This is a genomic window from Sphingomonas sp. PEI4, assembly GCF_056679955.1.
Genome location: NZ_CM155258.1, coordinates 3,159,141 through 3,182,170, shown reverse-complemented (window position 1 = coordinate 3,182,170; position 23,030 = coordinate 3,159,141). Strand labels below are relative to the sequence as shown.

Annotated in this window: 23 protein-coding genes; 6 read left to right on the top strand and 17 right to left on the bottom strand. The window is 65.9% G+C overall.

The window, feature by feature from the left end; translation table 11 throughout:
* Positions 1–12: 12 nt before the first annotated feature.
* The 6 genes from ftsH to ruvB form a co-directional block, all read right to left on the bottom strand.
* A complete protein-coding gene (gene ftsH / locus AC1MLZ_RS14700; RefSeq protein ID WP_480961570.1) occupies positions 13–1,920 on the bottom strand; it encodes an ATP-dependent zinc metalloprotease FtsH in 1,908 nt (635 codons plus the stop codon).
* A 191-nt stretch (positions 1,921–2,111) separates the two neighbouring features.
* Complete coding sequence (tilS, locus tag AC1MLZ_RS14695) at positions 2,112–3,077, bottom strand: tRNA lysidine(34) synthetase TilS (protein WP_480959119.1); 966 nt, start codon at positions 3,075–3,077, stop codon at positions 2,112–2,114.
* Positions 3,078–3,206: 129 nt separating this feature from the next.
* On the bottom strand, positions 3,207–4,118 hold the full coding sequence (locus AC1MLZ_RS14690; RefSeq protein WP_480959118.1) for a tetratricopeptide repeat protein: 912 nt from the start codon (positions 4,116–4,118) through the stop codon (positions 3,207–3,209).
* Positions 4,119–4,214: 96 nt separating this feature from the next.
* Complete coding sequence (locus AC1MLZ_RS14685) at positions 4,215–5,180, bottom strand: helix-turn-helix domain-containing protein (RefSeq protein ID WP_480959117.1); 966 nt, start codon at positions 5,178–5,180, stop codon at positions 4,215–4,217.
* Positions 5,181–5,288: 108 nt separating this feature from the next.
* Positions 5,289–7,562: a phosphoenolpyruvate--protein phosphotransferase gene (ptsP, locus tag AC1MLZ_RS14680; protein WP_480959116.1), complete on the bottom strand. Its 2,274-nt coding sequence runs from the start codon at positions 7,560–7,562 to the stop codon at positions 5,289–5,291.
* A 216-nt stretch (positions 7,563–7,778) separates the two neighbouring features.
* Entirely contained in the window at positions 7,779–8,804 is a 1,026-nt protein-coding gene (gene ruvB / locus AC1MLZ_RS14675) for a Holliday junction branch migration DNA helicase RuvB (protein WP_480959115.1), read from the bottom strand.
* A gap of 54 nt (positions 8,805–8,858) precedes the next feature.
* Here ruvB and AC1MLZ_RS14670 point away from each other — a divergent pair, with 54 nt between their 5' ends.
* Entirely contained in the window at positions 8,859–9,767 is a 909-nt protein-coding gene (locus AC1MLZ_RS14670) for a 2-hydroxyacid dehydrogenase (protein WP_480959114.1), read from the top strand.
* A 179-nt stretch (positions 9,768–9,946) separates the two neighbouring features.
* Here AC1MLZ_RS14670 and ruvA read toward each other — a convergent pair whose 3' ends face one another.
* The 5 genes from ruvA to AC1MLZ_RS14645 form a co-directional block, all read right to left on the bottom strand.
* Positions 9,947–10,546, bottom strand: coding sequence for a Holliday junction branch migration protein RuvA (gene ruvA, locus AC1MLZ_RS14665; protein ID WP_093399715.1), 600 nt, complete (start codon positions 10,544–10,546; stop codon positions 9,947–9,949).
* Between the two features lie 71 nt (positions 10,547–10,617).
* A complete protein-coding gene (locus AC1MLZ_RS14660; protein WP_480959113.1) occupies positions 10,618–11,607 on the bottom strand; it encodes a hypothetical protein in 990 nt (329 codons plus the stop codon).
* A gap of 346 nt (positions 11,608–11,953) precedes the next feature.
* Positions 11,954–12,460 carry a crossover junction endodeoxyribonuclease RuvC gene (gene ruvC, locus AC1MLZ_RS14655; RefSeq protein ID WP_056061275.1) on the bottom strand — a complete coding sequence of 169 codons (507 nt, stop codon included), beginning with the start codon at positions 12,458–12,460 and terminating at the stop codon, positions 11,954–11,956.
* 195 nt (positions 12,461–12,655) lie between these two features.
* Complete coding sequence (locus AC1MLZ_RS14650; protein WP_093399717.1) at positions 12,656–13,399, bottom strand: YebC/PmpR family DNA-binding transcriptional regulator; 744 nt, start codon at positions 13,397–13,399, stop codon at positions 12,656–12,658.
* A gap of 29 nt (positions 13,400–13,428) precedes the next feature.
* Complete coding sequence (locus tag AC1MLZ_RS14645; RefSeq protein WP_480959112.1) at positions 13,429–13,971, bottom strand: DUF1003 domain-containing protein; 543 nt, start codon at positions 13,969–13,971, stop codon at positions 13,429–13,431.
* Between the two features lie 110 nt (positions 13,972–14,081).
* Between AC1MLZ_RS14645 and AC1MLZ_RS14640 the strand changes: the two genes are divergently transcribed.
* Entirely contained in the window at positions 14,082–15,545 is a 1,464-nt protein-coding gene (locus tag AC1MLZ_RS14640) for a helicase HerA domain-containing protein (protein ID WP_480959111.1), read from the top strand.
* A 4-nt stretch (positions 15,546–15,549) separates the two neighbouring features.
* Here AC1MLZ_RS14640 and AC1MLZ_RS14635 read toward each other — a convergent pair whose 3' ends face one another.
* The 4 genes from AC1MLZ_RS14635 to AC1MLZ_RS14620 all read right to left on the bottom strand — a co-directional run bounded on the left by AC1MLZ_RS14635 (position 15,550) and on the right by AC1MLZ_RS14620 (position 17,190).
* The gene (locus AC1MLZ_RS14635) at positions 15,550–15,993 is read right to left on the bottom strand and encodes a nuclear transport factor 2 family protein (protein ID WP_480959110.1); all 444 of its coding nucleotides are present in this window, start codon (positions 15,991–15,993) and stop codon (positions 15,550–15,552) included.
* A 79-nt stretch (positions 15,994–16,072) separates the two neighbouring features.
* Positions 16,073–16,357 (bottom strand): DUF1294 domain-containing protein, encoded by a 285-nt coding sequence (locus AC1MLZ_RS14630; RefSeq protein WP_480959109.1) that lies wholly within the window; start codon positions 16,355–16,357, stop codon positions 16,073–16,075.
* Between the two features lie 92 nt (positions 16,358–16,449).
* Positions 16,450–16,692, bottom strand: coding sequence for a DUF2312 domain-containing protein (locus AC1MLZ_RS14625; protein ID WP_197942503.1), 243 nt, complete (start codon positions 16,690–16,692; stop codon positions 16,450–16,452).
* 177 nt (positions 16,693–16,869) lie between these two features.
* Positions 16,870–17,190 (bottom strand): DUF1244 domain-containing protein, encoded by a 321-nt coding sequence (locus tag AC1MLZ_RS14620; protein ID WP_480959108.1) that lies wholly within the window; start codon positions 17,188–17,190, stop codon positions 16,870–16,872.
* 79 nt (positions 17,191–17,269) lie between these two features.
* Here AC1MLZ_RS14620 and pyk point away from each other — a divergent pair, with 79 nt between their 5' ends.
* The 4 genes from pyk to AC1MLZ_RS14600 all read left to right on the top strand — a co-directional run bounded on the left by pyk (position 17,270) and on the right by AC1MLZ_RS14600 (position 22,187).
* On the top strand, positions 17,270–18,733 hold the full coding sequence (gene pyk / locus AC1MLZ_RS14615; protein WP_480959107.1) for a pyruvate kinase: 1,464 nt from the start codon (positions 17,270–17,272) through the stop codon (positions 18,731–18,733).
* Between the two features lie 699 nt (positions 18,734–19,432).
* Complete coding sequence (locus AC1MLZ_RS14610; protein WP_480959106.1) at positions 19,433–21,487, top strand: carbon starvation CstA family protein; 2,055 nt, start codon at positions 19,433–19,435, stop codon at positions 21,485–21,487.
* Positions 21,484–21,672, top strand: coding sequence for a YbdD/YjiX family protein (locus tag AC1MLZ_RS14605; protein WP_332742081.1), 189 nt, complete (start codon positions 21,484–21,486; stop codon positions 21,670–21,672). Before AC1MLZ_RS14610 ends, AC1MLZ_RS14605 begins: the two co-directional genes overlap by 4 nt.
* Complete coding sequence (locus AC1MLZ_RS14600; protein WP_480959105.1) at positions 21,669–22,187, top strand: biliverdin-producing heme oxygenase; 519 nt, start codon at positions 21,669–21,671, stop codon at positions 22,185–22,187. The genes AC1MLZ_RS14605 and AC1MLZ_RS14600 overlap by 4 nt, the downstream gene beginning before the upstream one ends.
* A 15-nt stretch (positions 22,188–22,202) precedes the next feature.
* Here the strand turns inward: AC1MLZ_RS14600 and AC1MLZ_RS14595 are convergent, their stop codons facing one another.
* Together AC1MLZ_RS14595 and AC1MLZ_RS14590 are read right to left on the bottom strand one after the other, a co-directional pair.
* Positions 22,203–22,505 carry a polyhydroxyalkanoic acid system family protein gene (locus AC1MLZ_RS14595; RefSeq protein ID WP_056051730.1) on the bottom strand — a complete coding sequence of 101 codons (303 nt, stop codon included), beginning with the start codon at positions 22,503–22,505 and terminating at the stop codon, positions 22,203–22,205.
* Between the two features lie 9 nt (positions 22,506–22,514).
* Positions 22,515–22,934, bottom strand: a complete 420-nt coding sequence (locus AC1MLZ_RS14590; protein ID WP_480959104.1) for a VOC family protein — start codon at positions 22,932–22,934, stop codon at positions 22,515–22,517.
* Positions 22,935–23,030 lie beyond the last annotated feature (96 nt).

Sequence of the window (23,030 nt, the reverse complement as noted above, 5' to 3'; positions counted from 1 at the left end):
CGGTGAACCGGATCACGCCCCCAGCGGAGTCGGCGTCCCGAACGGGCCCGACGGGCGCCGCGTCTTCGGGATCGACGTGCCGGCACGTGGCACGGTCGAGGCATTGGCCCCCGGATCCGGACGATCGAGATCCTCGCCGGCAATCAGCTTCTTGATCTCGTCGCCGGTCAGCGTCTCGAATTCGAGCAGCGCGCCGGCCACGGTGTGGAGCTGGTCGACATGATCGCTCAGCACCTGCTTGGCACGGTCGAGGCCGCCTTCGACGATCCGCTTGATCTCGTCGTCGATCAACTGCGCGGTCTGGTTCGACATGCGCGACGGACGGCTCGACGAGTAGCCCAAGAATGACTCGCCCTCAGGCTCGCCATATTCCAGCGGCCCGACCTTGTCGGACATGCCCCAGCGCGTGACCATGTCGCGCGCCAGCCCCGTGGCGTACTGAATGTCGCCCGAGGCACCCGAAGACACCTTGTCATAGCCGAAGATGACTTCCTCGGCGACGCGGCCGCCCATCGACACGGCCAGGTTCGCGTACATCTTGTCACGGTGATAGCTGTACGAATCGCGCTCCGGCAGACGCATGACCATACCCAGCGCACGACCGCGCGGAATGATCGTAGCCTTGTGGATCGGATCCGAAGCCGCCTCGTGCATCGCGACGACGGCATGGCCGGCCTCGTGATACGCGGTCATCCGCTTCTCGTCATCGGTCATGACCATGCTGCGACGCTCGGCGCCCATCATGACCTTGTCCTTGGCCTCCTCGAACTCGGCCATCGCCACCAGCCGCTTGCCCTTGCGTGCCGCATGCAGCGCCGCCTCGTTGACGAGGTTGGCGAGATCGGCACCCGAGAACCCAGGCGTACCGCGTGCAATGACGCGTGCATCGACGTCGGGGGCGAGCGGCACCTTCTTCATGTGGACTTCGAGGATCTTGATGCGACCCTCGATATCCGGCCGCGGCACCGTGACCTGGCGATCAAAACGGCCCGGACGCAACAGCGCGGGGTCGAGCACGTCGGGACGGTTGGTCGCGGCGATGATGATGATGCCTTCGTTCGCCTCGAAGCCATCCATCTCGACCAGCAACTGGTTCAGCGTCTGCTCGCGCTCGTCGTTTCCGTTGCCGAGACCGGCACCACGATGACGACCGACCGCGTCGATCTCGTCGATGAAGACGATGCACGGTGCGGACTTCTTGGCCTGCTCGAACATATCGCGGACACGGCTCGCGCCGACGCCGACGAACATCTCGACGAAATCGGAACCGGAGATCGTGAAGAACGGCACGCCGGCCTCGCCAGCGATCGCACGCGCGAGCAGCGTCTTGCCGGTACCGGGCGAACCGACCAGCAACGCGCCCTTAGGGATCTTGCCGCCAAGGCGGGCGAACTTTGTAGGATCCTTCAGAAACTCGACGATTTCTTCAAGCTCTTCGCGCGCCTCGTCGATGCCAGCGACGTCCTGGAAGGTGACCTTACCCTCTTTCTGCGTCAGCATCTTCGCGCGGCTCTTGCCGAAGCCCATCGCGCCGGAGCCCGAGTTCTTCTGCATCTGCTTCAGCACGAAGAACGCGATGCCGAGGAACAACAGGAACGGCAGCGACTGATACAGCAGCAGCGCCAGCATCGACGGACCCTCTTCGGGCTTCGCGCTGATCGAAACGCCCTTATCGCGCAGCTTCGGCACGAGCGTCGAATCCGGAATCGGATACGACTTGAACTTCTCGCCCGAGGACAGCGTCCCCGAGATGATATCGCGCGAGATGTTGACGTCCTTGACGGTGCCCTCGTCAACCTTGTCGAGGAACGCCGAATACGCGATCGTGTTGCCGCCCGACGCCGCGGTACGGCCGTCGAACATCGTCACGAACAGCGCCAGCGCGAGCAGGATGCCGACCCAGATCAACAGGCTCTTCATCCAGGGATTGCCGCCGCCATTCTCGGGGCCACCGTTATTCGGGCCGCCGTTACCAGGACCTTGGGGCTTCTGCCCGCGGTTCTCGTTGTCGTTCATGGGTGCACGATACCTTTCACCACACAAGATAAGCGCACGCGGGTTAATGGCAATGGAACAAGACGCGGGTTGCGTCGATCAGTGTGACAGGCTGGTCAGGAGACCCGACGCGGCGGCGCCTCGCGGAAGCGCCAGACGTCGCCGCGGACGCTGGCAATGATGCCCGCTTGCGTCGTGCGTTTGCCGGCCATCAGCCCGTCGAGCAGTTTTTCGATGTTGGCGGCCTCGGTCCATTCGGGCGCGGTGATGCCGGCGCCGTCGCGAACCACGCCGATCGCACGGCGGGCGAGTCGGCGCAGAAGTTCGCGGGGCAGCTTCTCGACTGCAAGCTTCACCTCGCCGCCGCCCACCTTGGCACGGTCGGTCCATATCCAGTCGACCATCGCACGGATATCGGTGTCGGTCTCGGCGAGCGCGGCGGCGGCACGCGCAAGGTTGGGCGTGCCAAGCCATTCGTTCTCGCCCAGCAACCGGCGGAAGCGGGTGCGATCGTGGCGGTCGTCGTGGTTGGAGGGATCGTCGAAGAACGGCACTTCGGCACGGCGGACGATCGCGCGGAGTTCGGCGCGGCGCCAGTCGAGCAGCGGGCGGACGACCGTGACGCCGTGGATTTCGGTGCGGGCGCGGACTCCGGCGAGACCCGCCAGGCCTGACCCACGGGCGGCGCGCATGAGGAAGGTTTCGGCCTGGTCGTCGGCGTGATGGCCGGTGACGAGCGCCCCTGCCCCGATCGCGCGGGCGTGGTCGGCGAGGAGAGCGTAGCGCGTTGTGCGCGCCTGCGCCTGGATGCTGGCGCCGGTGATCGGTTCGCTAGGGGCGAGCGTGGCGTGGGGGACGCCGAGCGTTGCGCAGTGCGCGGCGACCATCGCGGATTCTTCGGCTCCCTCGGGGCGGAGGCGGTGGTCGATGCTGGCGACCGTGAAGCCGGCAGCTAACGATTCGTGCGCGAGGGTGAGCATCGCCATGCTGTCCGGGCCACCGGATACGGCGAACAGCGGATTGGTAATGTCGCTTGCCAAGCGCGCGAAGTCGGCGGCGAACCTACGCCCCTCCTCCGTCATGCCGGGCTCGTTCCGGCATCCACCCGGCCCCGTCCCCTTAAGCCGGGGAGGATGCGGAACGGTGGATCCCGGAACAAGTCCGGGATGACGGAAAAAAGAGAGGGAGACGTCATCGTCAGATCAGACTCGTTACTTGCACTTCGCCGCGCTGCGCCCGGCGGCGACCTGCCCCTTCATCGCCGACGCCATCTTCGCGCCGTAGACGTCGTTCAGCTCGTCATACACCTTGCACGCATCGGCGGGCTTGTTGAGCTTGGTCAGCGCCTGCCCCAGATACAGCAGGCTATCCGGCGCACGCTCGCCGTCGGGCATCTTCTTGTAATTGTCGTAGAACGCCATCGACGCGAGGCTCGGCTTGCCCTCGTCGAGATACGCGCGGCCGAGCAGGTTCTGCGCATAACTGGCGCGCTTGCTCTTCGGATAGTCGGCAACGACCTTCTTCAACTGCGCCTCGGCCTGCGGATACTGTTTAGCCGCCCACAGCCGGTAGCCGTACATATACTCGTCCTCAGCCGGATCGCCCGTCGAGGGCTTTTCGACAGAGACCTTGGTCGGTGTCGCCGCGCCGGGCTTGGTAGCTGCTTCTGGACGCGTGGTCGGGCGCGAGGGGCCGCTCGACTGGTCATCGGACTCGATCGGACCGCCTGCTGCGATCGGCGCAGGTCCAGTCTCGAAAGCCTTCATCCGCGCGTCGTTCGAACGGCGATAATTGTCGAACGCATCCTGCAACTGGCGCGTGCGGTTCTGGTTCTGCTCGATCTGTTCGGTGAGCGAGGTCATCTGCTGCTCCAGCGACGTGACGCGCTGGTTCACGTCGGCAAGCGCGCTGGTCGCAGGCGAGCCCGGGCCGGGACCCTGCTCGCTCTGCGGCGCGCGCACTTCGGGCTGGAGCATCTGGCCCGATCCGCCAGGGAAGACCTTCCGCTGGACCGCGCGCATTTCGCTTTCAAGCTTGCCGACGCGGCCCTCGACATTTTGTGCCTGTACGGCAGTGGGCAGCAGCGCCGCGAGGCAGACGCCGACCAGAATTGACTTACGCATGGGCCACACCCCCCGGTGGATTGGTTAATCGCCCGGGTATAGCTGCACTACCCATCATGTCTCCAGCCTTAAGACCCTGGCAATTGTCCGCTGCAATCACGGATTGGGCGTTGCCGTAGCGGCAGGCGGCGGGTTTGCGCCCGCGTCCAGGTTGGCGCGCTGCGTTTCGCTCATCGGAGAACGCGGCGTACGTGGACGGATCGAGCGCGAGCGATCCGACGGGCGCGTCGAGGTAGTTTCAACGTCGGACGGCGTGGCCTGCGGCTCGGGCGTGCCGGCGATCCGCGCGGCAATCGCCGGCGCACCGACGCGCACGTCCTTGATCGCACGCTCGCCGGTACCGAGCGCCGGAGCAGCAGCGCCGTTAAGAGTCACCGCCAGCTTGTCCGCGCGACCGACGTTGATCTTCGGGTCCTTGGCATCCTTAGGCACGTCGAACTTTTCACCCGGCTTCATAGTGCCCTGGTATAGCACCTTGTTGTCGGCATCGTAGACGCGCATCCACACCTCGTCCGAGGCGGTCAGCGTGACCTGTCCGTTGGCAGGCGTGGCCGGCGCAGGCACCGGTTGCGCGGTCTGGGCAGCAGGGTTCGGCGCGGTCTCGGCGATCGGCGTCGTGGTGGAGGCATTGCTCGAACCGCGGAACATATCGGTGCCGTACCACAGCCCGACCAGCACCAGCACCGCGATCGCGATGCCGAGCGCGACGATCGCGATCCCGCGCGAGGGCACGCGCGACGGATCGGTCATCTCGTACGGTTCATATTCGCGCGTCTTGCGACCCAGTTTCGCAACGTCACTACGGACGAGGTTCGCGACCTGCACCTCGTCGATGCCCATCGCTCTGGCATAGGCGCGGCTGAAACCGACCGCATAGGTCGATGACGGCAGCGTGGAATAATCGGACGCCTCGATCGCTTCGAGGTGGCGCAACGGCACACGGGTACGCGTCGCGATGTCCGCGACGGTCAGGCCCTGCGCCTCGCGGGCCTTGCGGAGAATGTCGCCAGCACGCTCTGGTTGAGCGGGTGCTGCGTTCTGGCCGGTCTCGACCTCGTCCATTCTTGTCTCCGAACACGGGCGCGTAGCGTTGCCCGCCATGTCACCCGTCTTTCAGAGGCCCCCAGCCGTGTCAACGCACCGCGCGTCTTAACCGCCGCTTTCCGCCATTCAGACGATTTCGACGCCGTTTTCGGTCGCCCAGGTCGTCAACGCACCGCGCATGTCGCGCGGAGGATCAGCCAGCAGTCCTGCCATGTACGCGGTGAGGGCCGCACGATCGAGCGAACGCGTCATCGCCTTGATCGGGCCGACGGCCGCGGGGGTGATCGACAGCCGTTCGATGCCGAGCCCGATCAGCGCCATCGCCTCCAGCGGTCGCCCACCCATCTCGCCGCACACCGCCAGATCGACGCCCGCCGCGCGGACCGGTGCGACCAGCCGCGCGATGAAGCGCAGGATCGACGGGCTCAGCCAGTCGTAGCGCTCGGCGAGCTTGGGATTGGCGCGATCGGCCGCGAACAGGAACTGCGTCAGGTCGTTGGTGCCGATCGACAGGAACTCGATCTTCGGCAGGAGGATGTCGAGCATCTCGGCGAGCGCCGGCACCTCCAGCATCGCCCCATAGCGGATCGCGAGCGGCATTTTCCGCCCGCGCCCTTCGAGCCAGGTCCGCTGCGCTTCGAACAGCGCGCGCGCCTCGTCGAACTCCCACGGCTCGCTGACCATCGGGAACATCACGTTGAGCGTGCGACCGGCAGCGGCTTCCAGGAGCGCGCGTGCCTGCACCTTCATCAACCCGTCGCGTTCGAGGCCGAGGCGCAGCGCGCGCCAGCCCATCGCCGGGTTCTCCTCGTCCGAATCTTCCTTGTTCAGATACGGCAGCGCCTTGTCGCCGCCGATATCGACGGTGCGGAAGATCACCGGACGATCGCCCGCCGCGTCGAGGACTTCGCGGTAAAGTCGCTGCTGGCGCTCGCGCTGCGGCAGCGTGGCGGAGACCAGAAACTGGAACTCCGTGCGGAACAGGCCGATGCCGTCGGCACCGGTGACGTCGAGCGCCGCCACGTCGTCACGCAGGCCGGCATTGACCATGAGCGTCAGGCGGTGGCCGTCCTTGGTGATCGGCGGCACGTCGCGCAGCGCTGCGAACGCAGCCTTGCGCTTCTGGCGCATCGCCAGCCGCGCATCGAACGCCTCCTCCATTGCCGCCGAGGGCCGCGCGAAGACGTTGCTCTCGGCGCTGTCGAGCAGCAGCATGTCGCCCTCCGCAACCAGCCGGCGGATGTCGCGGACACGGCCGAGCACCGGCACGCCCATCGCGCGCGCGACGATCGTGACGTGTGCGGTCAGCGAACCTTCCTCGAGGATCACGCCCTTGAGCCGCCGCTTGTCGTATTCGAGCAGCTCGGCGGGGCCAAGGTTGCGCGCGATGAGGATGGTGTCCTGCCTCAGGCCCAACTGCGCGGCTGTGCCCATCTGGCCCGAGACGATGCGGAGCAGGCGGTTCGACAAATCCTCCAGATCGTGCATCCGGTCGGCGAGCAGCGGATCGTCAATCTGGCGCATCCGCTGGCGGGTGCGCTGCTGGACGCGTTCGATCGCAGCTTCGGCGGTGAGGCCCGAATCGATCGCCTCGTTGATCCGCCGCGCCCAACCCTCGTCATAGGCGAACATCTTGTAGGTCTGGAGCACTTCGACATGCTCGCCGCCGACGCCGAATTCGGCCTCGCGGGTCATCCGGTCGATGCCTTCGCGCATCTTGTCGAACGCCGCATAGACGCGGTGGCGCTCGGCGTCGGTATCCTCGGCGACGGTGTGTTCGATATGGATGCGCGGTTGGTGATACACCGCAAACCCGGCGCCCATGCCGTCGACGAGCTTCTGGCCGGGGATCCGCATCGCCGCGGTCGACTGCGGCCGGTCCGCGCCGCCGCCGGTGGTGTCGATGAGCCCCGCATTGGCGATCAGTTCGGACAGCACCATCGCGACCGTCTGCAACGCCTCGATCTCGACGTCCGCATATTTGCGACGATCGGTGTGCTGGACGGCCAGAACGCCCACGGATCGCTCGCGGCGGATGATCGGCACGCCGGCAAAGCTGTGGAAGCGGTCCTCGCCCGTCTCGGGCTTGTAGGCGAAATCGGGGTGGCTGGCGGCTTCGTCGAGGTTCAGCACCTCGACGTCCTGCGCGATCGTGCCGACAAGGCCCTCGCCGAGCGCGAGCTTGGTGACGTGGACGGCGGCCTGGTCGAGGCCACGCGTGGCGAACAGTTCGAGCACGCCCTCGCGCAGCAGGTAGATCGAGCAGACCTCGCTGTCGATCGCGGTGGCGATGATGCCTACGACGGCGTTGAGCTTGGCTTGCGCGGACGTGCGCGACGCCATCACGTCGTGAAGGCTGGTGAGGATTTCGCGGGCGGAGGCGGCGGCCGATAGGGGCATTTGAGTTGGCTATCAGATGAAGCGCCTGGGTGCCACGCAACAAAAGCAGTGTCGTGCCCAAGTTCGATCTATCTCTGGGTGTGATTTCCTACAGCGTCCTCACGCCGTCAGCCGGGCTCGTTCCGGCATCCACCGTTCCGTAAAATCGAGAGACGTGAGTTCGTGAGACCATGGACCCCGGAACAAGTCCTGGGTGACCGAGCGTGCGAGGATGCCTCAGGTATCGAACAGGCCGTCCTGGCTTCCCGCTGGTGGGTTCAGGCCGAGGTGCTTCCAGCCGCCGGCGTTCAGGAATCGACCACGCGCGGTCCGCGCGATCAAGCCAAGCTGAATCAGATACGGCTCGATCACCTCCTCGATCGTATCGCGCGGCTCGCTCAGCCCCGCCGCCAGCGTCTCCACCCCGACCGGCCCCCCGCGATAAATATCCGCGATCATGATCAGATACCGCCGGTCCATCGCGTCGAGCCCCAGCGAATCGACCTCTAGCCGGTTCAGCGCCGCGTCCGCTGCCCGCGCGTCGACCGTCTCGTGCCCGGCGACATTGGCGAAATCGCGCACCCGTCGCAGCAATCGCCCAGCGATACGCGGCGTCCCCCGAGCCCGGCGCGCGATCTCCATCGCGCCGTCCTTGGCGATGCCCAGCCCAAGCAGCCCAGCCGCGCGCGTCACCACCCGCTCCAGTTCCTCAACCGTATAGAATTGCAACCGCACCGGAATCCCGAAGCGATCGCGCAAAGGCGTCGTCAGCAACCCCTGGCGCGTCGTCGCACCGATCAGCGTGAACCGCGGCAGATCGATACGCACCGAGCGCGCGGACGGCCCCTCGCCGATCATCAGGTCGAGCGCACGATCCTCCATCGCCGGGTACAGCACCTCTTCGACCGCCGGCTGCAACCGGTGGATCTCGTCGATGAACAGCACGTCGCCATCCTCAAGATTGGTCAGCAGCGCCGCGAGATCGCCCGACTTGGCGATCACCGGCCCCGACGTGGCGCGAAACCCCACCCCCATCTCACGCGCGACGATCTGCGCGAGCGTCGTCTTGCCGAGGCCAGGTGGTCCGAAGAACAGCACGTGATCCAGCGCATCGCCGCGCGATTTCGCCGCCTGGATGAAGATGCGCAGATTCTCCCGCGCCGCCTTCTGCCCGACGAATTCGTCGAGCGTCTTAGGGCGCAGCGCGGCGTCGACGTCTTCGGGACGCTTGGCGGCAGTCAGGATGCGGTCTGTATCGGTCACCTACCCGCGATAGCGCGCTCGCGGTGAAGGGGGCAAGGCGGCTATGGGTGCGCGATGACTGACGCAACCTCCCACCCCGACCTGTATCTGCTGGGCGGAGTCTCGCCCGCGTTGGAAGTGACGCTCGCCGAGCGCTTCACGCTGCACCGCGAGAATCCACCGGCAACGACGCGCGCGATCGTCGGCGGCGGGAGCAGCGTGGTCGACGCGGCGCTACTGGACCGCCTTCCCGCGCTGGAGATCATCGCGATCCACGGCGTCGGTTACGACGGCATCGACCTCGCCGCGACCAGGGCACGCGGCATCGCGGTGACGACGACGCCCGACGTGCTGACCGACGATGTCGCGGACCTTGCGATCGGGCTGATGCTGGCGGTGCAGCGACGTATCGTCGCCAACGACCGTGTGGTGCGCGATGGCGGCTGGCAGGTCGATCTTGCGCGCCGGGCGAGCGGGCGGCGGATCGGCATCTTCGGACTGGGCCGGATCGGCAAGGCCATTGCCAAACGCGCGGCACCGTTCGCGAGCGAACTCCATTATACCGCACGCTCCGCCAAGCCGGATTTCGCGGGCGTGTTTCATGGTGACATCGCCGCGCTCGCGGCGGCGTGCGACGTGCTGATCATTGCCGCGCCTGGGGGCGCGGCGACGTCGCATATCGTGGATGAGGGTGTTCTCGCGGCGCTTGGTGAAGACGGCATTCTCATCAACATCGCTCGGGGTAGCTTGGTCGACGAATCTGCGCTGGTGGCGGCGCTTCGGGCCGGGACGATCGCCGGGGCGGGGCTCGACGTGTTCGCCGACGAACCATCTGCTCCCGAAGCGCTGAAGACGATGAATCAGGTCGTCCTGTCACCGCATCAAGGCAGCGCGACCGTCGACGGGCGGACTGCCATGGCGGCGCTGGTAGTTGCTAATCTCGACGCGCATTTCGCGGGGAAAGCGCTGCTCACGCCGCTTTGAAACACTCCGGATCATAATTTCCTATCCTCCCCCGCCAGGGGGAGGTGGCGCCGAAGGTGACGGAGGGGGAGGACACGGAACAGCGGTTTCCCTGACCTCCCCCTCCGTCTGGCAAGTGCCAGCCACCTCCCCCTGGCGGGGGAGGATCGAAAGGTTCGCCACTTGCACTCGCGGCAAAGCTACGCCTTAGACGCCTTCCGCAACGCCAGTCGCACCAGCGCATCGAGCGAAGCCCCCGGCCCCAGTTCCTCGTCCGCGGCAGCCACCGCGACGCTCGCCTCGTTCGGCCGGAAGCCGAGATTGAGCAACGCCGACACCGCATCCGCAGACGCGCCCGGCGCGGCATTGACCACCGCTGGTCCAAGCCCGAGCGCGATGCCGCCGACCTTGTCCTTCAATTCCATCACGATCCGCTGTGCGAGCTTTGGTCCGACCCCGTTCGCGCGCGCGACCATCGCCTTGTCGCCGCTTGCGATTGCACGGCTCAGATCGACCGGCTCCAGCGCCGACAGGATCGCGAGCGCAACCCGTGCGCCGACCCCCTGCACACCCGTCAACAACCGGAACCAGTCACGCTCGTCCGCGCTGGAAAATCCGACGAGCCGCTGGAAATCCTCGCCGACGAGCAATTCGGTAAAGACGGTACACGCCTCGCCGATCGGACCAAGCGCCGACAGCGTGCGCGCCGATGCACCGACCAGATACCCGACGCCGCCGACGTCGATCACCGCATGGTCTATACCCGTGGAGTCCAGACGTCCCTTGAGATGCACGATCATTCGGCATGCGGTAGATCAAAGGAGGAGCGTCGTCATCCAGTCAAAATCGGCCGTTCGTAATTCGCGGCATGTCACACGCTTGGCCGCAACCGATCTCCGTCGATCGTCGATCGGCCTGTCACCAGCGCAGGTGGTTTCACGACGCCGTGAAGGGCCTGGGTCGGCGCGCCGATCACAGCGGCGCGCGCGCGGAGACTCGCCCTCAGATATACCGTGTCGGATGCCACGAAACGCCGCGGCGTCGTGCCGAGAAACGTGCCCGCATCGCGCAGGAAATGCGAGGCATCGAAATAGCTGCTGTCGATCTTTGAATAATCGGCCATCCCATCCGTCCGGATCAGCCCGATGAACGACCGAAGAAACCGCGCGCGGCGCAGGAGCAGCTTCGGCGGCATGCCGAAATGCCGCGTCGCCATGCGCCGCAGTTCGTGCGTCGGGATATCGAGCCGATCGGCGACGTCCTTCATCTCGATCACCCCATCGGTCACCGTCAGCGCGGTGAAGGCGCGGATCAGGTCTTCGCGCGGGTGCGCTCGCTGGAACAACGGGCCGAGAACCGCATCGAGCAGCGGCTTGATGAACGCATCATCGTCAAGGGCATCGAGGCCTTCGATCAGGCGCGCGGAAAGCTCTCCGCCGAGGACTGCGGTCAGCGGCGTGACCCGGTTGTGGAAGTCACCCGCCGACCGCGCCGTCAATCGGGACCAGCCCAGCGCACTCAGGCCGATGCCCACGGCAATCCCGCCGGTCGTTTCCGTACGGAAGGCGCGGCTGGTAGGCCCGTAGAAGCTGGCCCGATCGAGCGGACCGAAACGATGATTACCGATCGAAACGGTCAACGGGCCCGCATCGACCAGCACAGAGATCATCGCTGGTGCAGGCAGGTACCAGTTGAGCATCGGCGTACGATCATCCGATGCGTAGATCGCATAGCCCGTCAGATATTCGGATAGGCTGGGATCAGGGAGATCGTACCGCATCCGCATTCCGGGTGGCATCGCGAACGCGGCCGCCGGGACATTTTGACTGTTTGTGCCGCCGTTCACTTGACCGAGGTTCATCGATTTACCTTGATCTATATTAGAGATTAACTACGTCGCGACTGCCACACTGTCGTGCGCCTGGCCAGACAAACTTTAATGGCCGGTAATTCACAGAATTTGCGTCCATTATGGATCAGAATTTAGAATCGCCTCAAGCACGCGGAGTCTCAGCCGGAGACTCCGTTTCAGTTACGATCGCCGTCCATGGACGCCGTCGATAAATTCTGCAGGGGGCAGTTTACCCGCCAGTTTCATATGTCGGACTTTGTCCGATCTCAGCGTCATGATCGACGTCTGGCAAGGACTATCACGCGTCGACGGGTCTTTAAAGCTTCTAAGACGAAGCTGGACGCACCGGCGACGATCAGGCCCCGATACCGGATCGCCGCGCCAGAGCAGCAGCACTTGCGACGTGATGCGCATGCGTGATCGCCACCGCCAGCGCATCGGCCGCATCCGGCCCGGCAAGTTTCGCGCCGGGCAGCAGCACCGCCATCATCGCCTGGATCTGCTTCTTGTCCGCGCCGCCGGTGCCGACGACACCTTTCTTGACGGTCGAGGGGTGATATTCGCCGATGTGGAGCCCCGCGCCGGCGGCGGCGAGCAGCACGACTCCGCGCGCTTGCCCCAGCTTCAGCGTAGATTGCGCGTTGGTGTTGCCGAGCACTTCCTCGACCGCCGCGCCATCCGGACGTTCGGTGCGGATGACGTCGATCAGCGCATTATATAGCGCGGTGAGGCGGCGGGGGAGCGCCATCGACGGGTCGGTCTTGATCTGGCCGTTGGCGATGTGGCTCAGGCGATTGCCGTCCGCGCGGATGACGCCCCAGCCTGTGGTGCCAAGGCCGGGGTCTAGTCCTAGGATGATCACGAGAAGAGAGAAGGTCGGTTCGCGCGGAGGCGCGGAGGCGCGGAGGGGGTGCGCTTTTGACTATTGTCTCGCGTCAGCAGGACTTTCGGTTCTCCGGGCCGGCCGACAGATATGAGGCCGCTGACGCGGAGGACGTAGCCATGCGGCACAGCTCTCCGCGTCTCCGCGTCTCCGCGCGAACCAACCTTCTTCATCTCAACCTAAGCTCTCCATGATCTCGTCGGAGATTTCGTAATTGCCCCACACCGTCTGCACGTCGTCGTCCTCGTCGAGCGCGTCGATCAGTTTGAACAGCGTCGCCGCATCGTCCGCGTCGACCGCGACCATGACCTGCGGGCGCCAGGCGAGCTTTGCGCCCTCGGCCTCGCCGAGCTTGGCTTCCAAAGCCTTGGCCACTTCGTGCAGGTCGCCCTGCGCGGTCCAGACCTCATGCCCGTCCTCGCTCGACGTGACGTCTTCGGCACCCGCTTCGAGTGCCGCTTCGAATACCGTATCGGCATCGCCCGCGCTCGCCGGATACGAGATCAGCCCGACGCGGTCGAACGCGTGGCTGACCGAACCGCCCGCGCCGAGGTTGCCGCCGTTCTTGCCGACCGCGACGCGCACGTTGGTCGCGGTGCGGTTGCGGTTGTCGGTCAGCGCCTCGATGATCAGCGACACGCCACCGGGCCCGAAGCCCTCGTAGCGGATCTCTTCGTAATTCTCGGCATCGCCGCGGCTAGCCTTGTCGATCGAGCGCTGGATGTTCTCCTTGGGCAGCGACGCCGCCTTGGCCGCGTTCACCGCCGCGCGCAGGCGCGGGTTCATGTCGACGTCAGGCAGGCCCATCTTGGCCGCGACCGTGATCTCTCGGCTGAGCTTGCTGAACGCCGACGAGCGCTTCTTGTCCTGCGCACCCTTGCGGTACATGATATTCTTGTATTTGGAATGGCCTGCCATCGGTGCCTCTTTAGCTGATGCGCCCGCTCTTAGGCGTCAGGCGCGGATTTCGCCAGACCGTCGATTTTCCGCTCGATCGCGTCGAGCCGGTCTAGCACCAAATGATCGATCTTGTGGTGGACGCGCAGGATGTCGAGTTCGGCACGCAGGTTGGTCTCGTAGTCGAGGCTCGCGGCGAGGCGGTCCTTCGCCGATTGCCGGTTCTGGCTCATCATGATCACTGGCGCCTGGATCGCTGCCAGCGTCGACAGCAACAGGTTGAGGAAGATGTACGGATAGGGATCGAACGCCCGCCCGAAATGGCCGAGGATGTCCGAATTGAGGATCATCCAGCCGAACAGGATCACCGCAAAGGCGATGATGAAGCCCCAGGACCCGCCGACCGCGGCGACTTTGTCGGCAAGCCGGTCGCCGTAGCTGGAGCGCTCGTCCGACACGTCGGCCGCATCGCGACTGACGGTGGTTCCCGCCTCGATCCCCGCGAGGACGCGACGCTCCTCGTCGTCGAGGTCCCCCGGCGCCTTGCCGAGCAGGCGGTGCGAGAGGTCGGCGAGCGGGGAGTGTGTGGCCATCTTCGAAGCCTAGCGCGGATTGCCGATATTCCAGCGCGCAAAGTCCCACTTGCGACGGAAGCGACAAAGACTCCTTGCTCCCACACGCCCGCACCTGCCAAACGCGCGGCATGACGGTTAGCGTGAATATGGGCACCGACGGCAATGGTACTGCCGTCGGCGTCGACCTGGAGGAACTGCTCGCCACCCGCCTGTTGGTGCAGGGCAATTCGGGCTCGGGAAAATCGCATCTGCTGCGCCGCCTGCTCGAGCGATCGGCGGGGCATGTCCAGCAGATCGTGATCGATCCCGAGGGCGATTTCGTGACGCTCGCCGGGCCGCACGGCCACGTCGTGATCGAGGCGGGCGACTATAGCGAACGCGAGATCGCGCGCATCGCCAGCCGCCTGCGCGAACACCGGACGTCGGCCGTGCTCAGCCTCGAAGGGCTGGAGGTCGAGGGCCAGATGCGCTGTGCCGCGTCGTTCCTGTCCGCGCTGTTCGATGCGCCGCGCGAACATTGGTATCCGGTGCTGGTGGTGGTCGACGAAGCGCAGATGTTCGCGCCGGTGACAGGTGGCGAAGTGTCGGAAGAGGTCCGCCGCGCGTCGCTGGCCGCGATGACCAACCTGATGTGCCGCGGCCGTAAACGCGGCCTTGCTGGCGTGATCGCGACGCAGCGTCTGGCCAAACTGGCGAAGAACGTCGCGGCGGAAGCATCGAACTTCCTGATGGGCCGCACCTTCCTCGATATCGACATGGCGCGCGCGGCCGACCTGCTCGGCATGGAGCGGCGCCAGGCCGAGGCTATTCGCGATCTCCAGCGCGGCACGTTCATGGCGCTCGGCCCGGCAGTGTCGCGCAGGCCGATCACTGTGAAGATCGGCGACGTCGCGACCTCCGCGCGCAGTGGCAGCCCCAAGCTCACTCCCCTGCCGAGCGCTGCGCCGATGGATCTGCAAGACCTACTGTCCGAGCCGGTGGTCGACGCCCCCGAACTCGGCCTGATGTTCGATTCGCGCCCGCGTCGCGTGCCGGCGGACGAACTCCTCGACGGTATCGCCCGCCCGCCCGAGCCACGTACCGCCGCGCCGCCGCCGCCCGAGAAGACCGACGACGAAGTCGAAGCGGTCTACGCCGACGTCTTCCGTGCGATCGTCGAGGATCCGGAGTCGACGCTGCGCCCACCGTCGGTGCTGTTCCAGGATTTCCAGGTGCGTTGCCGCATGGGCGGGTTGGCCAAGCCACCGCTGGACCTGCCCGGCTTCGTCCGCCGGCTGAGTTGCGCCCGCGCCGGCATCTTCGACATGACCGACGAGGCGTGGACTGCAGCGCTGGACGTGGCGAGCGGCCTCCCCGACGACATGCTGGGGGCGTTTCTGCTGGTTGCGCGCGCCGCCCGCGAAGGCGAGCCGTGTCCCTCGGACGCGCGCATTGCGGCGACGTACGGAACGAGTTCGATCGGCCGGGTGAAGCGACTGATCGGCTATATCGAGAGCCGGGAACTGATCGTCTGCCGCACCGATCTCGCCGGCAAACGCTCGATCACGATACCGGGGCTGGGGTGGACGACGCTTCCGGCGGAAGCGGCTTAGGTCGTCATCCGCGGATCGGGGTGAACTGCAACGACACGAACTGCCAGTCGCTCTTGATCCGTCGCGCGACGAAGCCGGCCCGGAGCGCGCGCGTCTGCATCTGGCCGTCCTTGCCGGGCATGGTGTAGGCGATCCGCATCGTGACGACACCGATCGTGCCAGCAGGCCGCGCGACGGTCTCGGTAATCGTCATCGGCGGCGCGGCCGATTTCTTGTCGGCCGCGTAAAATCCGATCACACGCTCGCGGGAATCGACCTCACCGACCGGTGACACTTCCTGGTATTCGGGAGCCATCATCGCGATCATCGCCGCCTGATTGAACTGGTTGCGGACCCGGACGAACGCCTCTGCACGCTGACCGAGTTTTCGGGTGTCGATCTCAACCGATTGCGCCGCGACGGGAGCACTGACCAACAATGCCGCCGCAATTCCCAAGAATACCCGCATGCTTGCCCCCGATGCGATGTTGCATAACAGCAATACACCTAAGCTGTAGAAGCGGCAATGTCGTTGCAGGCTGCGGGGGTTAGATCACCAAAGCGATGGCGAGCCCTGCGATCAAGCCGACTTGAACCATCGCTATGAGATGAAGCCGCCCGACGAACGGCTGCTTGCGGGTCTTGTGACGGAAGCGACCGCGCGCCCAGAACGCACCGGGGCTACCGCCGAGCGCTGCGAACCATAGCAAGCGGGATTCGGGAATGCGCCATGCGCCGGTCGATGATCGCCGCTTGTCGATCGCGAACGCGGCGACGGTGATCGCGTTGATGATCAGGAGCAGGACGAACGCCGCGAGGATCGGGAGAAGCATTCTCTACCGGTACATCGGGGAGGTTAACGCGGTGCCTCATCGCTACCCGACGTCATATCGGGGAGGAAGCACCGCGCGAAATCAGCAGATCCTCAGATCATCCCCAACGCCTGGAGATACACTTCGAGGATCGCCTCCTCCTCCTGATACTCTTCCTTCTTCTTCTTCCGGATCGACAGGATCTTGCGGATCGCCTTGGGGTCGTAACCGCGGCCCTTGGCTTCGGCCATCACGTCCTTGATGTCGTCCGAGATACCCTTCTTCTCTTCTTCGAGGCGCTCGGCGCGCTCGATCAGCAGGCGCAGTTCGTCCGCTGCGACCGCGCCGCCGCCCATGCCGTGTTGCCGTTCGTCAGACATCGAAAATTCCCCACTCACCGACGTCCAGGCGCCGGCCCAAAGCCAATCGAAATACCCACGCCGACAATCGCCGTCAGGAGACGTCGTGAATCATGCGGCTGCGGGTGCGGAGCCGCGTCTAGGCGTTTACCGTGTTCGGCTCAATCGCCTGAATCAAACAGCCCCGTTTTTGGGCGCGTTCTTCGCGACGCTTTCCTTCATCCGCGCGAGTTGCTCCGGCGTCGCGTCGCCCTGGTGATGCGCCTTCCACTGCGCATACGGCATCCCGTACACCGTCTCCCGCGCGGCATCCTTCGACAGGCCACCCGCTTCCTCGACCCAGTCGGACAGGCAGTTGCGACAAAAACCAGCCAAGCCCATTAAATCGACGTTCTGCGCATCCTCGCGGTGGCGGAGGTGGCGGATCAGGCGGCGAAAGGCCGTCGCCGCTACGGCATCGTCGAGTGTATCGAGCGCGTCGATTTCGGGATTCATTCATATGCTCCGTGGTTGATCCCGCCGAGATAGGGTTTAAGGCCCGTCGCGGCAAAGACCTCCCCCAGGAAACGCACGCATGACCATGGCCATCGCACCCCGTTCGCGCAAAGTCCGCATCCTCGCGACGCTAGGCCCTGCCAGCAGCACCCCCGAGATGATCGCAACTCTATTCCGTACCGGCGCAGACGCGTTCCGCATTAACATGAGTCACGGCGACCAGCAGTCGAAGATTGCGGTGATCCAGGCGATTCGCGCGCTGGAGAAGGAGTTCGGGCGTCCCTCGACGATCCTCGCCGATCTCCAGGGGCCTAAGCTGCGCGTCGGCAAGTTCGAAGGCGGCCGCACCGTGCTCGAAACCGGGTCGAACTTCGTGCTCGACCGCGACCCGACACCAGGCGATGCGACGCGCGTCGAACTGCCGCACGACGAGATTTTCGCGGCGATCGAGCCGGGCGCGCGCCTGCTGCTCGACGACGGCAAGCTCGTGCTGCGCGTGGTGTCGCACAGCCCACGCGAAATCACGACTCGGGTCGAGGTCGGCGGCGCGCTGTCGAACAGCAAGGGGCTGAACGTCCCCGACGTCGTGCTGCCGATGGCAGCATTGACGGCCAAGGATCGCAGCGATCTCGACTTCGCGGTCGACCAGGGCGTCGACTGGATCGCGCTGTCGTTCGTCCAGCGGCCGGAAGATCTCTGGGAAGCGCGTAAGCTCATCGGCGGCAAGGCGGCACTGATGGCCAAGATCGAGAAGCCCGCGGCGATCGAGCGGCTGGAGGAGATCGTCGAGGCCTGCGACGGCGTGATGGTCGCGCGCGGCGATCTCGGCGTCGAACTGCCGCCGCAGCAGGTGCCGCCGCTTCAGAAGCGCATCGTCGAGGTTTCGCGCCGGATGGGTCGCCCGGTGGTAGTCGCGACGCAGATGCTCGAATCGATGATCACGTCGCCCTCCCCTACGCGAGCGGAAGTGTCGGACGTCGCGACCGCGGTGTATGACGGCGCGGATGCGATCATGCTGTCGGCAGAGAGCGCAGCGGGTGCGTGGCCGGTCGAATCGGTGGCGATGATGGATGCGATCGGCGTGTCGGTCGAGGCGGACCCGGAACACGGCGACCGCATGCACTTCACCGTGATGAAGCCCGACCCGACGACCGCCGATGCGCTGGCCGAGGCGGCAAAGAACATCGCCGCGACCGTGTCGGCGGTGGCGATCATCTGCTTCACGACCTCGGGCTCGACCGCCCGCCGGATCGCGCGCGAGCGGCCGTCGGTGCCGTTGCTGGTGCTGACCCCGAGCCAGGAGACTGCGCGGCGGCTCGGGCTGTTGTGGGGCACGCATGCGGTGCACACGCGCGACGTCGAGTCGTTCGAGGACATGGTGGCGAAGTCGAAGCGGATGGCGTTGCGGCACGGCATCGCCAAGGCTGGCGACCGGGTGATCGTGCTGGCGGGCGTGCCGTTCCGGACGCCTGGGTCGACGAACGTGCTGCACGTGGTGCGGATCGTCGGGGATGAGCTCAAGGGCCATCACTCGCAGGTTTAAGTTTCAGAGACCGCCGCCCGATTAGCGCTCTCCTTGCCGGAAGGTGCTGGGGTGGGTCGGCTTCCACGAGGTTCAAACCGTGGTCGCTCGAGCTCCCCTCCAAAACCTTCCGAGCAGTGGGGACAAGCCGAGCCCACAAAACCTGTTCCCTCGCGAACGCGGGGGTCCAGGGTACCGATGCGCAACGGTATTTAGCTGGGCCCCCGCGTCCGCGGGGGAACGGCTCCGGAGCGGTCCGCATCTCTACGACCTCCAAGACCGAGCATCGAAATTGGGTCACCAACAAGCGTGCCCCCTTCCCCGTCATGCCGGGCTTGTTCCGTCATCCACCGTGCCGCACATTCGCCGTCCGTGGGTCATGCGGGACGGTGGGCCCCGGCCTCCGCCGGGGTGACGGAAGAGGGGTTAGTGCCTGGTTGGGGCGGGGTGCCCCCGAAGTCGCAGCATGCCAACCGAACACGCTGTCCAGCCACGTCGGCGGGATCGTATCGTTCCCCACCATTGACTCCACCCCGGCGAAGGCCGGGGCCCAACTGGGGGACGGCAGTGGCGGCGCTTTCCGCTACGTTTCACAGACCTTTCCAATTGGCGGCCCGGCCTTCGCCGGGGTGGAGCCTCCAACTAGGTGCCTACTGGGACTAGCGCTCGCCTCCCGAATACGCGATGTCGCCGGTACGGACCGTACGGGAGGGCGCGCACATGACATTACGCGAGAAGATCGGTTGGGGCGCGCTTGCCCTGCTCGCAGCCTGCGCGCTGGCAGTCGTCGCGTTCGAGCGCGGCGAGCATGTCAACGCGCTGTGGATCGTCACCGCCGCCGTCTCCGTCCAACTGATCGCGTACCGCTTCTACGCCCGCTACATCGCGCGGCACGTAATGCAGCTCGACCCATCGAGACCAACCCCGGCGCTCCGCAGAGCCGACGGCCTCGACTACGTCGCGACCGACCGTAACGTCCTGTTCGGCCACCATTTCGCCGCCATCGCCGGTGCCGGCCCGCTCGTCGGCCCGGTGCTCGCCGCGCAGATGGGCTACCTCCCCGGCACGCTCTGGATCCTTGCCGGCGTCGTGCTTGCGGGTGCGGTGCAGGACTTCATGATCCTGTTCATCTCGATGCGCCGCGACGGGCGGTCGCTCGGCGAACTGATCCGCATGGAGATGGGCGCGATCCCCGGCGTGATCGCGCTGATCGGCGCGTTCGCGATCATGGTCATCATCCTCGCCGTCCTCGCGCTGATCGTCGTCCGCGCGCTCGCCGGCAGCCCCTGGGGCCTCTTCACCGTCGCCGCGACGATCCCGCTCGCGTTCCTGATGGGCATCTACACCCGCTGGATTCGCCCCGGAAAAGTCGGCGAAGTCTCCGTTCTCGGCGTCATCGGGCTGCTGGCGGCGATCGTCTATGGCGGCACCGTCGCCGCCTCGCCGACACTCGCGCCGCTGTTCACGCTGACCCCGGTGCAGCTCTGCGTGCTCATGGTCGGCTATGGCGCAGTCGCCTCCGTCCTGCCGGTGTGGCTGCTGCTCGCGCCGCGCGACTACCTCTCCACCTTCCTCAAGATCGGCGCGATCATAGCGCTCGCAATCGGTATCGCCGTCGTCGCGCCGCCGCTGCGGATGCCTGCGCTCACCCCGTTCATCGACGGTAGCGGTCCGGTGTGGTCGGGCGGGCTCTTCCCGTTCCTGTTCATCACGATCGCGTGCGGCGCGGTCTCGGGCTTCCACGCGCTGATCGCGAGCGGCACCACGCCGAAGCTGATCGCCAGCGAAGGCGACGCGCAGTTCATCGGCTATGGCGCCATGCTGATGGAGAGCTTCGTCGCGATCATGGCGCTGGTCGGCGCGTCGATCCTCGATCCCGGCGTATATTTCGCGATGAACAGCCCGGCGGCAGTGGTCGGCACCGACTTCGCGTCCGCCGCGACCGCGGTGACGGCGATGGGCTTCCCGATCACGCCCGAACTGCTCGCGCAGACGGCAAAGGACGTCGGCGAGACCACGATCGTCTCGCGGACAGGCGGCGCGCCGACACTGGCGGTCGCGATGTCGGAGATCTTCAGCCACCTCGTCGGCGGGCAGGCGATGAAGGCCTTCTGGTACCATTTCGCCATCCTGTTCGAGGCGCTGTTCATCCTCACGGCGGTCGACGCAGGCACCCGCGCCGGGCGGTTCATGCTGCAGGACCTGATCGGGCTCGCGGTACCGTCGTTCCGCAACGCGTCCGCCATCGTGCCCGGCCTGATTGCGACCGCGCTCTGCGTGACCGCCTGGGGCTTCTTCCTGTACCAAGGCGTCACCGATCCGCTCGGCGGGGTAAACACGCTGTGGCCGCTGTTCGGCATCTCAAACCAGATGCTCGCCGCGGTCGCGCTGGTGCTGGCCACCGTCGTGCTGTTCCGGATGAAACGCCAGCGTTATGCGTGGGTGACGATCCTGCCCGCCGCGTGGCTGTGCCTGTGCACGATCACCGCCGGGCTGATGAAGCTGTTTGCGAGCGACCCCAAGGTCGGCTTCCTCGCGCATGCCTCGAAGTTCGCCGACTCGGCCGCGCGTGGTGAGCTGCTCGCGCCCGCCAAGACGATGGCGGAGATGCAGCGGATCGTGCTCAACGACCGGATCGACGCCGGGCTGTGCGCGCTGTTCCTCGCAGTGGTGCTGTCGATCGTGTTCTTCGGCATCCGCACGTGCTTCGCCGCGTTGAAGATCGACCGGCCGACGGTGACCGAAGTCCCCCCGCAACTGGTGGCCGCAGAATGATCCGCGCGCTCTATGCGAAGGCGCGCGAAACCGCGCTGCTGATGGTCGGCGTGCCTTCCTACGCCGCCTACCGCCAGCACATGGCCGAGCGGCATCCCGACCACGTGCCGATGGACGAACGTGCATTCTTCCGCGATCGGCAGGAGGCCCGGTACGGCAGCAAGGGCGGAGGACGTTGCTGTTGACGGAGGAGCTTTCGACCGTCGCTCGCCTTCGTGCGGCGACGGCGAGCGATCACGACGCGGTCGATGCCGGGTTCGGACGCTATGATCTGAGCAATGCGGACGATTATCGCGCGTTCCTGATCGCGCACGCCAAGGCGCTGCCGGCGGTCGAGGCTTGGCTGGCCGCAATTCCCGGACTAGCTGCGTTCCGGTCCAGGCGCGACGCGCTTGCCGCTGATCTTGCTGCACTGGGTGAACCCATGCCCGCGCCGATGATATTCGACGTCCCGCCGAGCACTGCCGCAGGGTGGGGCGCGATGTATGTGATCGAGGGTTCGCGGCTTGGCGGCATCATGCTGTCGAGGTTGGTGCCCGAAGGGATGCCGTCGGCGTATCTCGGCGCGAAACACCTGTCGGGCGAGTGGCGCGCGTTGCTCGCCGCGATCGACGGTGAGACCGCCGACGAGGCCTGGGTCGAGCAGGCCATCGTCGGCGCGAAGGCGGCGTTCGACCTGTATCGGCGCGCGCCGTCCTGATCTCCCGGCCTGATCTCAGCGCAGGAGTTTCGGCGCTTCCTTGCGGATCATGTCCTGCACCTTGCTCGCGAACAGGCCGAGGATGCCGGGGAGGTCGACGACTGCGTGGACGTTGGTCTCGAACACCGTGACGGCGCTGGCGATCGTCTGGCCCATCGCCTTGACGGTGAAGTGCAGCGTATCGCCGTCCCAGCGATGATCGGTCACCGAGCCGCCGGGGATGTTCGCGCCGATCTTGTCGATGCTGCCATCGAGCCGCGCGCGGACCGCCGCCTTGCCGAGCTGATGGGGGACGTCGACGGTGATGGGAGTGCCCATGTCAATTCCTTAAGTCGCGAAAATCATGTCGTCGTTGGCGAACGCCTTGAACTCGAGTGCGTTGCCGCTGGGATCGAGAAAGAACATCGTCGCCTGCTCGCCGGGCTCGCCCTTGAAGCGCACATAAGGCGCGATCCCGAACTTGATGCCGGCGGCGGTGACGCGTTCGGACAGCGTGGTCCAGTCGTCCATCGTCAGGACGACCCCGAAATGCGGCACGGGGACGGCATGGCCATCGACCGCATTCTCGACCGCGACGGGTTTGGCGGCAGGGTCGAGATGCGCGACGATTTGGTGGCCGAACAGGTCGAAATCGATCCAATGGTCGCTGGAGCGCCCTTCGGGACAGCCAAGCGTGCTGCCGTAGAAGGCGCGGGCGGCGGCGAGGTCGTGGACCGGGAAGGCGAGGTGGAACGGGCGTAGGGTCATGCGCGGGAAGAATAGGTCGTAGTGGCGGGTTCGTCGACCCGGCGCCATTCCACCACCGCAACGCCGTCAGCCCGTCCTCTCCTTGTTCTCCCGCGA

Bases quoted from the DNA above. Each gene is read 5' to 3' on its own strand.
- ftsH (WP_480961570.1), bottom strand. From the start codon at position 1,920: ATGAAGAGCCTGTTGATCTGGGTCGGCATCCTGCTCGCGCTGGCGCTG.
- tilS (WP_480959119.1), bottom strand. From the start codon at position 3,077: ATGACGGAGGAGGGGCGTAGGTTCGCCGCCGACTTCGCGCGCTTGGCA.
- AC1MLZ_RS14690 (WP_480959118.1), bottom strand. From the start codon at position 4,118: ATGCGTAAGTCAATTCTGGTCGGCGTCTGCCTCGCGGCGCTGCTGCCC.
- AC1MLZ_RS14685 (WP_480959117.1), bottom strand. From the start codon at position 5,180: ATGGACGAGGTCGAGACCGGCCAGAACGCAGCACCCGCTCAACCAGAG.
- ptsP (WP_480959116.1), bottom strand. From the start codon at position 7,562: ATGCCCCTATCGGCCGCCGCCTCCGCCCGCGAAATCCTCACCAGCCTT.
- AC1MLZ_RS14670 (WP_480959114.1), top strand. From the start codon at position 8,859: ATGACTGACGCAACCTCCCACCCCGACCTGTATCTGCTGGGCGGAGTC.
- ruvA (WP_093399715.1), bottom strand. From the start codon at position 10,546: ATGATCGTGCATCTCAAGGGACGTCTGGACTCCACGGGTATAGACCAT.
- AC1MLZ_RS14660 (WP_480959113.1), bottom strand. From the start codon at position 11,607: ATGAACCTCGGTCAAGTGAACGGCGGCACAAACAGTCAAAATGTCCCG.
- AC1MLZ_RS14650 (WP_093399717.1), bottom strand. From the start codon at position 13,399: ATGGCAGGCCATTCCAAATACAAGAATATCATGTACCGCAAGGGTGCG.
- AC1MLZ_RS14645 (WP_480959112.1), bottom strand. From the start codon at position 13,971: ATGGCCACACACTCCCCGCTCGCCGACCTCTCGCACCGCCTGCTCGGC.
- AC1MLZ_RS14640 (WP_480959111.1), top strand. From the start codon at position 14,082: ATGACGGTTAGCGTGAATATGGGCACCGACGGCAATGGTACTGCCGTC.
- AC1MLZ_RS14635 (WP_480959110.1), bottom strand. From the start codon at position 15,993: ATGCGGGTATTCTTGGGAATTGCGGCGGCATTGTTGGTCAGTGCTCCC.
- AC1MLZ_RS14630 (WP_480959109.1), bottom strand. From the start codon at position 16,357: ATGCTTCTCCCGATCCTCGCGGCGTTCGTCCTGCTCCTGATCATCAAC.
- AC1MLZ_RS14625 (WP_197942503.1), bottom strand. From the start codon at position 16,692: ATGGGCGGCGGCGCGGTCGCAGCGGACGAACTGCGCCTGCTGATCGAG.
- AC1MLZ_RS14620 (WP_480959108.1), bottom strand. From the start codon at position 17,190: ATGAATCCCGAAATCGACGCGCTCGATACACTCGACGATGCCGTAGCG.
- pyk (WP_480959107.1), top strand. From the start codon at position 17,270: ATGACCATGGCCATCGCACCCCGTTCGCGCAAAGTCCGCATCCTCGCG.
- AC1MLZ_RS14610 (WP_480959106.1), top strand. From the start codon at position 19,433: ATGACATTACGCGAGAAGATCGGTTGGGGCGCGCTTGCCCTGCTCGCA.
- AC1MLZ_RS14605 (WP_332742081.1), top strand. From the start codon at position 21,484: ATGATCCGCGCGCTCTATGCGAAGGCGCGCGAAACCGCGCTGCTGATG.
- AC1MLZ_RS14595 (WP_056051730.1), bottom strand. From the start codon at position 22,505: ATGGGCACTCCCATCACCGTCGACGTCCCCCATCAGCTCGGCAAGGCG.
- AC1MLZ_RS14590 (WP_480959104.1), bottom strand. From the start codon at position 22,934: ATGACCCTACGCCCGTTCCACCTCGCCTTCCCGGTCCACGACCTCGCC.